Here is a 13,863-nt window from a genome sequence, read left to right on the forward strand (position 1 = left end):
TCGCCGCCACGGCAATGCCCCTAAAACCGGTCCAATTGCAATTGGTTGCATGACTGATCGGCCGAAAGTTTGTTTTGCGCACCACGACAGGGGCGTGCCCTTTCGACAGCTCGTGGGCGAATGCCCCTCGCTCTCCGCCCCGGTTGGATCAGGGCAAGGATTCAGGCTTTTTCGTGATACATGCAAGGGCCCGGGCGATAATTCGCCCCAGCCGCGATCATGTTTGGCAACAGCCGTTAATGTTGGCGGCGAGGCGGTGGAGCCTGATCACGAAAAGCAGGCCCTGCCCCTTGGGCTGAAGCCGCAATTCCGGGCCATCTTGGTCGACGATCAGCGTATCGAGCGGTCCGAGGCTCGCCCCATCCTCCGTGAAGAGCGTGGCGCCGGCGCCGACGGCAAAAACGAGCGTAACGTCGACGCGCAGGGCGATGCGAATCTCCTCGGAGAAAGGCCGGCGTTCGACCTCATGGGCCATGCGGCCACGGCGGGTCATGATGTTGAGATCGGTGATCGGACCGCCGATCAGCGCAGCACTGGTCGGCACATCGCCCGGAAAGGCGAGCGGCGCCGAAGCCGAGGTCAGCCGCGCTGGCGGCTCGCCGGCGATGTCGAGGACAACGCCATCGCCTTCTAACACCGACAGCGTGCGGTCGATGCCGGCGAAGCTCGAGAACGGCCCGCCGGTCTCGACGCGGGCCATCGAGACGCGCCAGTCGAAGTCGTCGAGCCCGGCGCCGTCGGGTGAAACGGCAATCTCGGTGGTCGTGCCGCCGCCATTCTTCCACGGCATGACGCGGTAATCGGCGGCACGAAGGATGCGCATTTGGCCTAGCCCAGTATGCCTGGAAGGTTGAGCTGGTGCTCCCTGGCGCACTCGATGGCGATGTCGTAGCCGGCATCGGCATGGCGCATGACACCGGTCGCCGGGTCGTTCCACAACACGCGTTCCAGGCGCTTTGCCGCCTCGGGCGTGCCGTCGGCGACGATCACCATGCCGGCATGCTGCGAGAAGCCCATGCCGACGCCGCCGCCATGGTGCAGCGACACCCAGGTGGCGCCCGACGCGGTGTTGAGCAGCGCGTTGAGCAGCGGCCAGTCGGAAATGGCGTCGGAGCCGTCCTTCATCGCTTCGGTCTCGCGATTCGGCGAAGCGACCGAGCCGGAATCGAGGTGATCGCGGCCGATGACGACCGGCGCCTTGAGCTCGCCCTTGGCGACCATCTCGTTGAAGGCGAGGCCGAGCCGGTGGCGGTCGCCGAGGCCGACCCAGCAGATGCGCGCCGGCAGGCCTTGGAAGGAGATGCGCTTGCGCGCCATGTCGAGCCAATTGTGCAGATGCGTGTTGCCGGGGGTGAGCTCGCGCACCTTGGCGTCGGTCTTGTAGATATCCTCCGGATCGCCCGAGAGCGCGGCCCAGCGGAACGGGCCGATGCCGCGGCAGAACAGCGGCCGGATATAGGCCGGCACGAAGCCCGGGAAGGCGAAGGCGTTCTCGAAACCCTCGTCCTTGGCGACCTGGCGGATGTTGTTGCCGTAGTCGAGCGTCGGCACGCCGGCGTTCCAGAACGCCACCATCGCCTCGACATGCTCGCGCATCGAGGCGCGTGCCGCCTTCTCCACCGCCTTCGGGTCCGAAGTCCGCTTCTCGCGCCATTCGGCCAGGGCCCAGCCCTTGGGCAGATAGCCATTGATCGGGTCATGCGCCGAGGTCTGGTCGGTGAGGATGTCGGGGCGGATGCCGCGCCTGAACATCTCCGGCACGAGCTCGGCGGCGTTGCCGAGCAGGCCGACCGATTTTGCTTCGCCGGCCTTGGTCCAGCGATCGATCATCTCCATCGCTTCATCGAGCGTCTCGGCCTTCTCGTCGAGATAGCGGGTGCGCAGGCGGAAATCGATCGAATACGGGTTGCACTCGATAGCAAGACACGAAGCGCCGGCCATGACAGCGGCCAAAGGCTGGGCGCCTCCCATGCCGCCGAGGCCGGCGGTCAGGATCCACTTGCCCTTGAGATTGCCGCCATAGTGCTGGCGGCCGGCCTCGACGAAAGTTTCGTAGGTGCCCTGCACGATGCCTTGCGTGCCGATATAGATCCAGGAGCCGGCCGTCATCTGGCCGTACATCATAAGGCCCTTCCTATCGAGCTCGTTGAACTTCTCCCAGGTCGCCCAGTGCGGCACGATGTTGGAGTTGGCGATGAGCACGCGCGGCGCGTTGGAATGGGTCTTGAAGACGCCGACCGGCTTGCCGGATTGCACCAGCAGCGTCTCGTCCTCGCCCAAGGTCTTCAGCGAAGCGACGATGCGGTCGAAATCGTTCCAGGTGCGCGCCGCCCGGCCGATGCCGCCATAGACCACGAGCTCATTCGGGTTCTCGGCGACCTCCGGGTCGAGATTGTTCATCAGCATGCGCAACGGCGCTTCGGTCGTCCAGTAGCGGGCGTTGAGCTTGTCGCCGCGCGGGGCGCGCACTTCGCGGATGTTGTGACGAGGATCGGTCATCATTGTCCCTTTCAAGCAAGGCGGCGCGTCAGCGACCGGCCCAGTCAATGGCGGCTTCGAGGATGGTTTTCAGCGTGGCACGGATCGGCGCGGCGTAGCTTGGGTCGTAAGGCACCGGCCAGTTTTCAGGCGAACCCTTCTCCGCAGGCTCCCGCATATAGCCGCGGTTGGAGAGCTCCATCTGCAGCGCATGCACGCCGTTCTCAGGCCGGCCGAAGCTTCTGGTGATCCACCCGCCCTTGAAGCGGCCGTTGACCACCCAGGTCTCGCCGGTTGCGGCAAGAATTGCAGCGACCTTGTCCTGCAGCGCCGGATCGGTGCTCTTGCCGTCATTGGTGCCGAGGTTGAAGACCGGCAGCGTGCCTTCGAACAGCCGCGGCAGCACCGAGCGGATCGAGTGACAATCGTAGAGCACGATCTTGTCGTGCAGGCCGCGCAGCCGCTCGATCTCGGCCTGCAAGGCGTCGTGGTAGGGTGCGAAATACGTCTCCCGGCGCTGGTCGATCTCGGACGGCGTCGGCTCCTCGCCCAGGCGGTAGAGCGGGTCGCCGTCGAAGGTATCCGTCGGGCAAAGGGTCGTCGTCGCCTGCCCAGGATAGAGCGAGACGCCGGACGGATCGCGGTTGACGTCGACGACGGTCCGCGAAATGGCGGTGTGCACGACCGTCGCCCCAAGCTCGGCGGCAAAATCATAGAGCTTGTCGATCCACCAGTCGCAGTCCCGACGGCCGAGCCAGGTCGAGACCAGCCGGCTATCGAGGCCGGCAAGGTCGATGCCGGTGTGCGGGATGGAGACCAGCAGGGGCGCGGTGCCTTGGGTGACGGTGAGCCAGGAAGGCGTTGCCATCACGCCGCTCCCGCGATCGACGGCAGCTTCACGGCGCCCGCCGCATTGACCGCGGCGCCGCTGCGCACCAGGGCGATCGCCTTTTCCATGTCGGGGTGGAAGTGACGGTCGTTGTCGAGATGCGAGACCTCGGCCCGGACCAGCCTGCGCACCGCCTCCAGCGCTTCGCTCGAAGCGAGCGGCGCATGAAAATCGCAGCCCTGGGCCGCGGCCAGCAATTCGATGCCGATGACGGCGGTGGCATTCTCGATCATGCCGAGCAGCCGGCGCGCGCCGTGGGCGGCCATGGAGACATGGTCTTCCTGGTTGGCCGAGGTCGGAATGGAATCGACGCTCGCCGGATAGGCCTTCTGCTTGTTTTCCGAGACAAGCGCCGCCGCCGTCACCTGCGGGATCATGAAGCCGGAGTTCAGGCCGGGCTTCGGCGTCAGGAAGGCCGGCATGCCGGACAGCGCCGGGTCGACCAGCATGGCAATGCGACGCTCCGACAGCGAGCCGATCTCGCAGACGGCCAAAGCGATCATGTCGGCGGCGAAGGCCACCGGCTCGGCGTGGAAATTGCCGCCCGAGAGCGCGGTGTCATCCTCGGCGAAAATCAGCGGATTGTCGGTGACGCCGTTGGCTTCGGTTTCAAGCGTGTCGGCCGCCTTGCGCAGCACATCGAGCGCAGCGCCCATCACCTGCGGCTGGCAGCGCAGGCAATACGGGTCCTGCACGCGCTCGTCGCCGACACGGTGCGATTCACGAATGGCGCTGCCGGCCATGAGACTGCGCAGCGCATCCGCCGTCTCGATCTGGCCGCGATGCTTGCGCAACAGATGAATGCGCGGATCGAAGGGCGCGTCCGAACCCTTGGCGGCGTCGGTCGACAGCGCGCCGGCGACCAGCGCCGACTGGTAGAGCGTCTCTGCCTCGAACAGGCCGGCGAGCGCGAAAGCCGTCGAGAACTGCGTGCCGTTGAGCAGCGCGAGACCCTCCTTGGCGCCAAGCGTCACCGGCTCGAGCCCATGCGAGACGAAGGCGACCTTGGCCGGGAAACGGCCATGCGGGGTAAAGCACTCGCCCACGCCGATCATGACGGCGGTCATGTGCGAGAGCGGCGCGAGGTCGCCGGAGGCGCCGACCGAGCCTTGCGCCGGCACCACCGGGATGACGTCGTTGGCAAGCATCGCTTGAAGCAGGTCGATGGTCTCGGCGCGCACGCCGGAGGCGCCCTGGGCAAGGCTGGCGAGCTTGAGCGCCATCATCAGCCGCACCACCGCGACAGGCATCGGCTCGCCGACGCCGGCGGCATGCGAGAGCACGATATTGCGCTGCAGCGTTTCGAGATCGTTTGCCGGGATGCGGACACTGGCGAGCTTGCCGAAGCCGGTGTTGATGCCATAGACCGGTTCGCCCTTGGCGACGATGCGGGCGACCGCCTCGGCACTGGCCTTGATTTTCGGCCTGCAGGCTGCGTCGAGCTTCGGAACGGCGCCGCGATAGATGGCACGCCAATCGGCAAGCGTCGCGCTGCCGGGCTTCAGGATAAGTTCCGTCATTGTCCTCTCCAGATACGGGCATGGAGCGGGTTGAAGCCCATGCGGTAGACGAGTTCGGCGGGGCGCTCGATGTCCCAGATGGCGAGGTCGGCCGACTTACCGGCTTCCAGCGTGCCGGTCTCGCCCAATAGGCCAAGGGCGCGCGCGGCTTCACGAGTGACGCCGGCGAGGCATTCGTCGACGGTCATCCCGAACAGCGTCGCGGCCATGTTCATCGTGAGCAGCAGCGAGGTGAGCGGCGAGGTGCCGGGATTAGAGTCGGTGGCGACAGCCATCTTCACGCCATGGCGGCGGAACAGATCGACCGGGGGCTTCTTCGTCTCGCGGATGAAGTAGTAGGCGCCGGGCAGGATCGTCGCCACAGTGCCGGCCTTGGCCATTGCTTCGGCGCCCTCCTCGTCGGTATATTCGAGATGGTCAGCCGAGAGCGCGCCATAACGGGCGGCCAGGGCCGCGCCGTGCAGGTTGGAAAGCTGGTCGGCGTGAAGCTTCACCGGCAGGCCGAGCGCCTTCGCCCTGTCGAAGACGCGCGCCATCTGCTCCGGCGAAAACGCAATGCCCTCGCAAAAGCCGTCGACGGCGTCGGCGAGATTTTCGGCGGCAATTTCCGGCAGGATGGTCCCGGTGACAAGATCGATGAAGGCATCCTTGTCGCCCTTGGCTTCCGGCGGCAGGGCATGCGCGGCAAGACACGTCGTGCTGACCGTAACGGGGCGCTCGTCGGCCAGGCGGCGGGCAGCGCGCAGCGATTTCTTCTCGTTGTCGGCATCGAGACCGTAGCCCGATTTCACCTCGACGGTGGTGACACCTTCGGCCATCAGCGCGTCGAGACGCGGCAGCGTTTCGGCGACGAGCTCGTCCTCGCTCGCGGCGCGCAGCGACTTGACCGAGGAGACGATGCCGCCGCCGGCGCGCGCCACTTCTTCATAGGTGGCGCCGGCCAGACGCATCTCGAACTCGTTGGCGCGGTTGCCCGCATAGACCAGATGAGTATGGCAGTCGATCAGACCGGGCGTGATCCAGCGTCCCCCACAATCGACGGTCCTGGCGCCCTGCCCGGCCGCAGCCGGCATGTCCGCCTCGGGGCCGGCGTAAACGACAAGCCCGTCGCGCGCGGCGACTGCGCCTCTTTCGACGATGCCGAGACCGGCCGCGCCATCGGCCATGGTCACCAGGCGCGCATTGCGCCAGACCCGATGGCCGCTCTTCCCGTTTGCTCCACCCATCATCTTTTCCGTTTGCTTGGATGGCGATTATGTATATACATATTGGAGCGCGACGCAAGTGATAATGTCGCCTGGGTTCAGATTCGGAGAGGAACGTGACGGCGATCTTTGCGGAACAGGCGCTTATGCCCGAGGGCTGGCAAAGCAATGTCAGGATCGCCTTCGACGGCGGCAGCGTCTCCGCGGTCGAGACCGGCACTTCGGCGCGGGCCGGCGACGAGCGGCATGCCATCGTCCTGCCGGGCATGCCCAACCTGCACAGCCACGCCTTCCAACGCGGCATGGCGGGTCTTGCCGAACTGCGCGGCCCCTCGGCCGACAGCTTCTGGAGCTGGCGCGAGGTGATGTACCGCTTCGCGCTGTCGATGACGCCGGACCAGGTCGAGGCCGTGGCGGCGCAGCTCTATGTCGAGATGCTGGAAGCCGGCTTCTCGCGCGTCGGGGAGTTCCATTATCTGCATCACGACCGCGACGGACAGCCTTACGCCAATATCGCCGAGATGGCGGACCGGGTCGCGGCTGCCGCGGCCGAGACCGGTATCGGCCTGACGCTGCTGCCGGTCTTCTATGCCCATTCCGCCTTCGGGGGCGCCGCTCCCAACGAAGGCCAGCGTCGATTCATCAATGATGTCGAGCGCTTCGGACGTCTGCTTGAGAAAGCCCGCGAGGACGTTCGCTCATTGGAGCAGGCCGTCGTCGGTGTCGCGCCGCACAGCCTGCGCGCCGCAACGCCGGACGAGATCAACGCGGTCGCGGCTATGACGCCGAACGGGCCGATCCACATCCATGTCGCCGAGCAGGTGAAGGAGGTCGAGGACTGCATCGCCTGGTCAGGCAACCGGCCGGTCGAATTCCTGCTTGCCAACGCCGAGGTGGACGAGCGCTGGTGCCTGATCCACGCCACGCATATGACCGAGGCGGAAACGGTCGCGATGGCGAGGAGCGGCGCTATCGCCGGACTCTGCCCGGTCACCGAGGCCAATCTCGGCGACGGCACTTTCGCGGCCCCGCTCTTTATCGAGCATGGCGGCCGCTTCGGCGTCGGTTCAGATTCCAATGTGCTGATCGGCTTGCCGGACGAGCTGAGGCAGCTCGAATATTCGCAACGCCTCGCCCACCGCGCCCGCAACGTGCTGGCCCGCGCGGGCGGATCCACGGGGCGCGCGCTGTTCGATGCTTCGCTTGCCGGTGGCAGCCAGGCGCTTGGGGCCGGCTCCTCGCAGATTGCCGCCGGGGGTCCGGCCGATTTTGTCTCTCTCGACCGAAACCATCCTTCACTGGCCGGCAAGGCGGGCGACGCGATCCTCGACGCCTGGATTTTCGCCAATGGCAGTAAGGTCGATTGCGTCTGGGTGCACGGCAAGAAGCAGGTCAGCGGCGGCAGGCATGCTAAGCGCGAGGCGGTCGCCGCGCGGTTCCGCGAAGTCATGAGCGCATTGTCGCAAGGCTGAAGCAGGACCCGTCCGATGAGCTTGGTCGAGACAGACGATGTCGATGGGGGCGAGATCCTCTCTCTGCACCAGCGTATCCTCTCCGACATCCGCGAAAAGATCCTCTCAGGCGTCTGGGCGCCGGGGCATCGCATTCCCTTCGAGCACGAGCTGACGGCTCAATACAACTGCTCGCGCATGACGGTGAACAAGGCGCTGTCGCAGCTTGCCAAGGCCGGACTGATCGAGCGCCGCCGCCGTTCCGGCAGTTTCGTGCGCCAGCCGCAATCGCAGGCGGCGGTGCTGGAACTGCACGACATCAGGATCGAAGTCGAGGCGCTTGGCCTGCCCTATCGCTATGAGCGGTTGGAACGCGCCAAGCGGCGCAGCGACGCTGAAGACCGCGCTCTGCTCGGGCTGGCCGCGCCAGGGCCGGTGCTTGCGCTGGAAGGCCTGCATTTTGCCGGCGAACGGCCGTTCGCGCTGGAGCAGCGATTGATCAATCTTTCAGCGGTGGCCGAGGCAGCCGAGGAAGAATTTATCGAGATCGCGCCCGGCCCCTGGCTGATCGGCCGCGTGCCGTGGAGCGAGGCCGAGCATCGCATCCGCGCCATGGCGGCCGACGAGAATATTGCCGACGCGCTTGACATCGACGCGGGCGCGCCCTGCCTGGTGGTCGAACGCCGCACCTGGAGCGCCGAGCACCCGGTGACGCATGTACGCTTCATCTATCCGGCGGAGAGCCATACGCTGGTGGCAAGGTTCACGCCGTCGCAGGGGTAGTGCTGTCACCTTCTCCCACAAGAAGGGGAGAAGGTGAGGCAGGCGCTTTACAGCGCCGCAGTCACAATGATCTCGACCAGATATTCCGGAGCGGCGAGCTTGGCTTCGCCGGTGGCGCGCGCCGGGGTGTGACCCTGCGGCACCCACTTGTCCCATTCCGAGTTCATTTCAGCGAAGGTGCCCATGTCGGCCAACCAGATGATCGCCTGGACGATCTTGGTCTTGTCGGTGCCGGCCTTGGCCAGCAATTCGTCGATGGTTTTCAGGATGTCGCGGGTCTGCGAAGCGACGTTGCCGCCGGGCTCGCCGACCTGACCGGCCAGATAGACAGTGTTGCCGTGGATGACGATCTGGCTCATGCGCGGGCCGACATCGATGCGACGAATGCTCATTGGAGGTTCCTTCGTTGTGGAGTCGCTGCTCTTTAGAGTCCGGGCCGGCCTGGAGCAAGGCCGGCGGCCACGAAACCAATTGAGCCAATTGTCTGGTCCGCCTACACGGCGAGTTGACCGGCCGTGACACAATTCCGCCGGACCACTATGTTGACTAATGTAATAACATCACATATCGACGACACACTCGATTTCGCGGACCGACGTCTGATGACCAATGCCTGCCTGACCTTCCGCGACCTGACGCTTGGCTACGGCAGCCATCCGGCGATCCATCACCTCAACGGCATCGTCCGCAGAGGCTCGCTGACCGCCGTGGTCGGCGCCAATGGTTCGGGCAAGTCGACGCTGATGAAGGGCATTGTCGGCGTGCTGAAGCCGATGGAAGGCGCGGTGGTCCGCATGCCGGGCGTCCGTACCGCCTATCTGCCGCAGCAGTCGGAGCTCGACCGCTCCTTTCCGGCGCGCGTCGTCGACCTGGTCTCGCTGGGGCTGTGGCCGAAGCGCGGCATGCTCGGCCGCTATACGAAAGAGGATCGCGAGTCTGTCAGCAAGGCGCTGATGGCAGTCGGGCTCGGCGGCTTCGAGAAGCGGCCGATCGACACGCTCTCCGGCGGCCAACTGCAGCGCACGCTGTTTGCCCGCGTGCTTTTGCAGGATGCCGACCTCATCCTGCTAGACGAGCCGTTCAACGCGGTCGATGCCAAGACCGTCGGCGACCTCATCCAGCTCATAAAACGCTGGCATGGCGAGGAGCGCACGATCATGGTCGTGGTGCACGACCTCGATCTGGTGCGGCAGAATTTCCCGGAAACGCTGCTGCTTGCGCGCCAGCCGGTGGCCTGGGGCGACACAAAGGAAACGCTGCGGCCGGAGAACCTGCTCAAGGCGAGGCGTTTCCATGAGGCGTGGGAAGAGAACGCGCCCTGGTGCGAGCCGAGCGTGCATGATCATGGCCATGAACACGACCATCATGATCATGCGCACCATGACGACCACCAGCACGGCTCCGGACCGAGGGTGGCGTGATGGATTTCCTCTACGGCCTGCTTATCGCGCCCTTTGCCGATTTCGCCTTTATGCAGCGGGCGCTGTTCGGCTCGCTGATGCTGTCGCTCGGCGCCTGCCCGGTCGGCGTCTTCCTGATGCTCAGGCGCATGAGCCTGTCCGGCGATGCGATGGCGCATGCCATCCTGCCGGGCGCGGCGGCAGGCTTCCTGCTCTACGGGCTCGAGATCCTGCCGATGACGGTCGGCGGGCTGATCGCCGGCATCATCGTGGCGCTTGGCGCGGGCGCCGTCTCGCGTTTCACCATCCAGCGCGAGGACGCTTCGATGGCGGCCTTCTATCTGATCTCACTTGCCGTCGGCGTGCTGATGGTGTCGATCCGCGGCTCCAGCGTCGACCTGATGCATGTGCTGTTCGGCACGGTGCTCGCTCTCAACAATGAGGCGCTCATCCTGATCGGCGGCATCGTGGCGGTAACGCTCGCCTGCCTCGCCATTTTCTGGCGCGCGCTGGTCGCCGAATGCCTCGATCCGCTGTTTCTGCGCTCGGTGAGCCGCATGGGCAGCCCGGTGCATTTCATCTTCCTCGGGTTGGTCGTGCTCAACCTCGTCGGCGGCTTCCAGGCGCTGGGTACGCTGCTCTCGGTCGGGCTGATGATGCTGCCTGCCGCGGCTGCCCGCTTCTGGACGGTGCGCGTCGAACCGATGTGCGCGCTCGCCGTGCTGATCGGCTTTGCCTCCTGCATTGCCGGGTTGCTTCTGTCCTACCATGCGTCGCTGCCGTCCGGCCCGGCGATCATCCTTTCGTCCGGCGTCGTCTATTTCTGCTCGATCCTGTTCGGCACGCGCGGCGCGCTGCGCGCCCGCATCGTGCATCACCGACACCGGACTGCCTGACCCTATTCCCACCCCTTAACAGGAGACGTTGCCAATGCTGAAATCCTTCCGAGCCGCCCTGGCGATGAGCGTTATAACATTAAGCGCCCTCGCGACCTCGTCGGCCTTCGGGGCGCCGCTGAAAGTGGTGGCGAGTTTCACCGTGATTGCCGACTTCGCGAAAAATGTCGGTGGCGACCGCGTCAACATCACCACCATCGTCGGGCCGGACGGCGACGCGCATGTCTATGAGCCAAGCCCGGCCGACGCGGTGGCGATGGCGAAAGCCGATGTCGTGCTGGTCAACGGCCTGCATTTCGAAGGTTTCCTGCAGCGCCTCGTCGATGCCAGCGCCACCAAGGCTTTGATCGTGACGTTGACCAAGGGCGTGACGCCGATCGACTTCAAGCCGGAATTCGCCGATGCGGATGCCGCCGAAGGAGCCGGCACCGACGGCGGCAAGACGGTCACCGACCCGCACGCCTTCCAGTCGATCGCCAACGCCAAGATCTATGTGAAGAACATCGCCGACGCTTTCTGCTCCGCCGACAGCGAGGGTTGCGACAGCTACAAGGCGAACGCCGCCGCCTACACCACCAAGCTCGACGCGCTGGAGACCGAGGTGAAGGCTGCGATCCAGTCGATCCCCGAAGCCAAGCGCGTCGTCATCACCTCGCATGACGCGTTCGGCTATTTCGAGCACGAATACGGGCTGACATTCCTCGCGCCCCAAGGCATCTCGACCGACGCGGAGCCTTCGGCCGCCGACGTCGCCAAGCTGGTTAGCCAAGTGAAGCAGGACAAGGCGGCGGCGATCTTCATCGAGAACATCACCAATCCGCGGCTGATCGAGCAGATCGCCGGCGAGACCGGCATCAAGGTCGGCGGCACGCTCTATTCGGACGCGCTGTCGGGCTCGGACGGCCCGGCCTCGACCTATATCGACATGATGCACAACAACATCACGCAGATCAAAGGCGCGATCATGGGAAGCTGAGCGGCGCAACATCCAACCGGGCCAACACGGCCCGGTTGGATTTTTCGATCGGCTGTCGCTATTTGGCAGGGAATTTCTTCAATGCGGATTGCCGCCTCTCTCCCGGGGTGGCAAGACTGACGCCAAAGAGATCGCGAGGACGACATCATGGAATACCGCCAGATCAGCGACGACTATTCGGTCTCCGGCCAGATCCAGCCCGAGGATATCGCCGCCATCAAAGACGCCGGTTTCAAAAGCGTGATCTGCAACCGGCCGGACGACGAACAGCCCGGACAACCTTCGGCGGGCAGCGTTCAGGCCGCAGCCGAGGCGGCAGGCCTTGCCTTCCGCTATATTCCGGTGATCAGCGGCCAGATCACCATGGACAATGTCGAGGACCAGGCCGCCGCACTCGACGAGCTCGAAGGGCCGGTCTTCGCCTATTGCCGCTCAGGCGCACGCTGCACCAATCTTTACGGGCTGATCCAGCAGCAGCGGGGTTAAATCGGCAGCGCGCCGGTTTCCTTCAGCGTCTCCAGCACGATCGCCGTCTTCACATGCTGCACGGATTCGTGCGGCAGCAGAACGCCGTTGACGAACTCGGACAATGATTTGAGATCGGGCGTGACTACCTTCAGTATGTAATCCATCTCGCCGGTCAGCGCATGCGCCTCCTGCACCTCGGGCAGGCGGGCGACCAATTCGCCGAAGCGGCGTGCATTGTCGCGGTTGTGGGTGGCCAGGGTCACCGAGATGACGTTGACCAGCGAAAAGCCCAGGCGATCGCGGTCGAGCACGGCGCAATAACCTCTGATATAGCCGTCCTCCTCCAGCCGCTGACGGCGGCGCGAGCATTGCGAGGGCGACAGGTTCACGCGCTCGGAAAGGTCGTTGTTGGTGAAGCGCGCATCCTCCTGCAGAAGCGCCATTATTTTGCGGTCGAATTGATCTAGGCGCGCGTCATCCATCAACATTCCTCCATTCATGCACAATTTACGCGCATGATGACCTTTTCAAGCGGTTGAATGCAAGCACCGTGCGGCTGCTCCGCGCTATCATCGCGAAAATGGCCAAGCCCGGCCGCAACAGCTTTCGGAGGATTGCCATGGGCCCCTTCCCGCACGACGCCCCGCCCGCGAAAATCAGCAAGCAGAACCCGGCTGGCACAGACGGCTTCGAATTCGTGGAGTTCGCGCATCCGGAGCCGGCCAAGCTCGCCGAGCTCTTCACCCGCATGGGTTATGTCGCGGTGGCGAGGCACCGGACCAAGGACATTACCGTCTGGCGGCAGGGCGACATCAACTATGTCGTCAATGCCGAGCCAGGCTCGCATGCGATGAAGTTCGTGGAGGAGCACGGCCCTTGCGCCGCCTCGATGGCGTGGCGTGTGGTCGACGCCAAACACGCGTTCGACCATGCGGTGTCGAAGGGAGCGACGCCCTATGAAGGCACCGACAAGGCGCTCGACGTGCCGGCCATCGTCGGTATCGGCGGCTCGCTGCTCTACTTCATCGAAGTCTATGGCGAGAAGGGCTCGGCCTATGACGCCGAGTTCGAGTGGCTGGGCGAGCGCGACCCCAAGCCCGAAGGCGTCGGCTTCTATTTCCTCGACCACCTCACCCACAATGTCTATCGCGGCAACATGGACAAATGGTGGGACTTCTATCGCGACCTGTTCGGTTTCAAGCAGATCCATTTCTTCGACATTGACGGCAAGATCACCGGCCTTGTCAGTCGCGCCATCACCTCGCCCTGTGGCAAGATCCGCATTCCGCTGAACGAGTCCAAGGACGAGACCAGCCAGATCGCCGAGTATCTGAAGAAGTACAATGGCGAGGGCATCCAGCATATCGCGGTCGGCACCGACGCCATCTACGAGGCGACCGACAAGCTTGCCGCCAACGGGTTGAAGTTCATGCCCGGTCCGCCCGACACCTATTACGAGATGTCGCACGACAGGGTGAACGACCATGACGAGCCGATCGAGCGCATGAAAAAGCATGGCATCCTCATCGACGGCGAAGGCGTCGTCGATGGCGGCGTGACCAAGATCCTGTTGCAGATCTTCTCGAAGACGGTCATCGGCCCGATCTTCTTCGAGTTCATCCAGCGGAAAGGCGACGAAGGCTTTGGCGAAGGTAATTTCCGGGCGCTGTTCGAATCGATCGAGCAGGACCAGATCAAGCGGGGAGTGATCAAGCTGGACGGCAAGGCGGCTTAAAACCTCAAGCTCATTTGCGGCTCGATCGGCTTTGATCTAAGTTCCGATCTTAAGAGGTCGAG

At 64.6% G+C, this 13,863-nt stretch carries 14 protein-coding genes; 7 read left to right on the forward strand and 7 right to left on the reverse strand.

The genetic code is table 11. From position 1 onward, the window contains the following. Nucleotides 1-217: 217 nt before the first annotated feature. Genes P9273_RS20225 through hutI form a run of 5 tightly spaced genes read right to left on the reverse strand, consistent with a single transcriptional unit; the run spans nt 218 to nt 6,113 of the window. Nucleotides 218-823, reverse strand: coding sequence for a HutD/Ves family protein (locus P9273_RS20225; protein ID WP_278050484.1), 606 nt, complete (start codon nt 821-823; stop codon nt 218-220). Between the two features lie 5 nt (nt 824-828). Continuing rightward, entirely contained in the window at nt 829-2,499 is a 1,671-nt protein-coding gene (gene hutU / locus P9273_RS20230; RefSeq protein ID WP_278050643.1) for a urocanate hydratase, read from the reverse strand. A gap of 28 nt (nt 2,500-2,527) precedes the next feature. Further along, nucleotides 2,528-3,346, reverse strand: coding sequence for an N-formylglutamate deformylase (hutG, locus tag P9273_RS20235; RefSeq protein WP_278050485.1), 819 nt, complete (start codon nt 3,344-3,346; stop codon nt 2,528-2,530). Beyond that, a complete protein-coding gene (gene hutH, locus P9273_RS20240) occupies nt 3,346-4,887 on the reverse strand; it encodes a histidine ammonia-lyase (RefSeq protein ID WP_278050486.1) in 1,542 nt (513 codons plus the stop codon). The genes hutG and hutH overlap by 1 nt, the downstream gene beginning before the upstream one ends. Further along, a complete protein-coding gene (gene hutI / locus P9273_RS20245; RefSeq protein ID WP_278050487.1) occupies nt 4,884-6,113 on the reverse strand; it encodes an imidazolonepropionase in 1,230 nt (409 codons plus the stop codon). Before hutI ends, hutH begins: the two co-directional genes overlap by 4 nt. 95 nt (nt 6,114-6,208) lie before the next feature. On the opposite strand from hutI, the gene P9273_RS20250 reads away from it, so the two are divergent. Together P9273_RS20250 and hutC are read left to right on the forward strand one after the other, a co-directional pair. Next, nucleotides 6,209-7,564, forward strand: a complete 1,356-nt coding sequence (locus P9273_RS20250; protein WP_278050488.1) for a formimidoylglutamate deiminase — start codon at nt 6,209-6,211, stop codon at nt 7,562-7,564. A 15-nt stretch (nt 7,565-7,579) separates the two neighbouring features. Then, entirely contained in the window at nt 7,580-8,326 is a 747-nt protein-coding gene (gene hutC / locus P9273_RS20255) for a histidine utilization repressor (RefSeq protein WP_278050489.1), read from the forward strand. 47 nt (nt 8,327-8,373) lie between these two features. Here hutC and P9273_RS20260 read toward each other — a convergent pair whose 3' ends face one another. Beyond that, entirely contained in the window at nt 8,374-8,718 is a 345-nt protein-coding gene (locus P9273_RS20260) for a RidA family protein (RefSeq protein WP_278050490.1), read from the reverse strand. Nucleotides 8,719-8,928: 210 nt separating this feature from the next. Here P9273_RS20260 and aztA point away from each other — a divergent pair, with 210 nt between their 5' ends. The 4 genes from aztA (at nt 8,929) to P9273_RS20280 (ending at nt 12,084) form a co-directional block, all read left to right on the forward strand. Beyond that, nucleotides 8,929-9,747 carry a zinc ABC transporter ATP-binding protein AztA gene (gene aztA / locus P9273_RS20265; RefSeq protein ID WP_278050491.1) on the forward strand — a complete coding sequence of 273 codons (819 nt, stop codon included), beginning with the start codon at nt 8,929-8,931 and terminating at the stop codon, nt 9,745-9,747. Continuing rightward, complete coding sequence (gene aztB, locus P9273_RS20270; protein ID WP_041000954.1) at nt 9,747-10,622, forward strand: zinc ABC transporter permease AztB; 876 nt, start codon at nt 9,747-9,749, stop codon at nt 10,620-10,622. The genes aztA and aztB overlap by 1 nt, the downstream gene beginning before the upstream one ends. Before the next feature lie 34 nt (nt 10,623-10,656). Continuing rightward, entirely contained in the window at nt 10,657-11,598 is a 942-nt protein-coding gene (gene aztC, locus P9273_RS20275; RefSeq protein ID WP_278050492.1) for a zinc ABC transporter substrate-binding protein AztC, read from the forward strand. A gap of 147 nt (nt 11,599-11,745) precedes the next feature. Further along, nucleotides 11,746-12,084, forward strand: a complete 339-nt coding sequence (locus P9273_RS20280; RefSeq protein ID WP_278050493.1) for a TIGR01244 family sulfur transferase — start codon at nt 11,746-11,748, stop codon at nt 12,082-12,084. Here P9273_RS20280 and P9273_RS20285 read toward each other — a convergent pair. After that, nucleotides 12,081-12,548, reverse strand: coding sequence for an Lrp/AsnC family transcriptional regulator (locus P9273_RS20285; protein ID WP_041000960.1), 468 nt, complete (start codon nt 12,546-12,548; stop codon nt 12,081-12,083). The two genes, P9273_RS20280 and P9273_RS20285, sit on opposite strands and share 4 nt — an antisense overlap. A 137-nt stretch (nt 12,549-12,685) precedes the next feature. Between P9273_RS20285 and hppD the strand changes: the two genes are divergently transcribed. Then, nucleotides 12,686-13,801: a 4-hydroxyphenylpyruvate dioxygenase gene (gene hppD, locus P9273_RS20290; RefSeq protein ID WP_278050494.1), complete on the forward strand. Its 1,116-nt coding sequence runs from the start codon at nt 12,686-12,688 to the stop codon at nt 13,799-13,801. Nucleotides 13,802-13,863 lie beyond the last annotated feature (62 nt).

Origin of the sequence: Mesorhizobium sp. WSM4935 (assembly GCF_029625735.1) — a bacterium.
GTDB lineage: Bacteria > Pseudomonadota > Alphaproteobacteria > Rhizobiales > Rhizobiaceae > Mesorhizobium.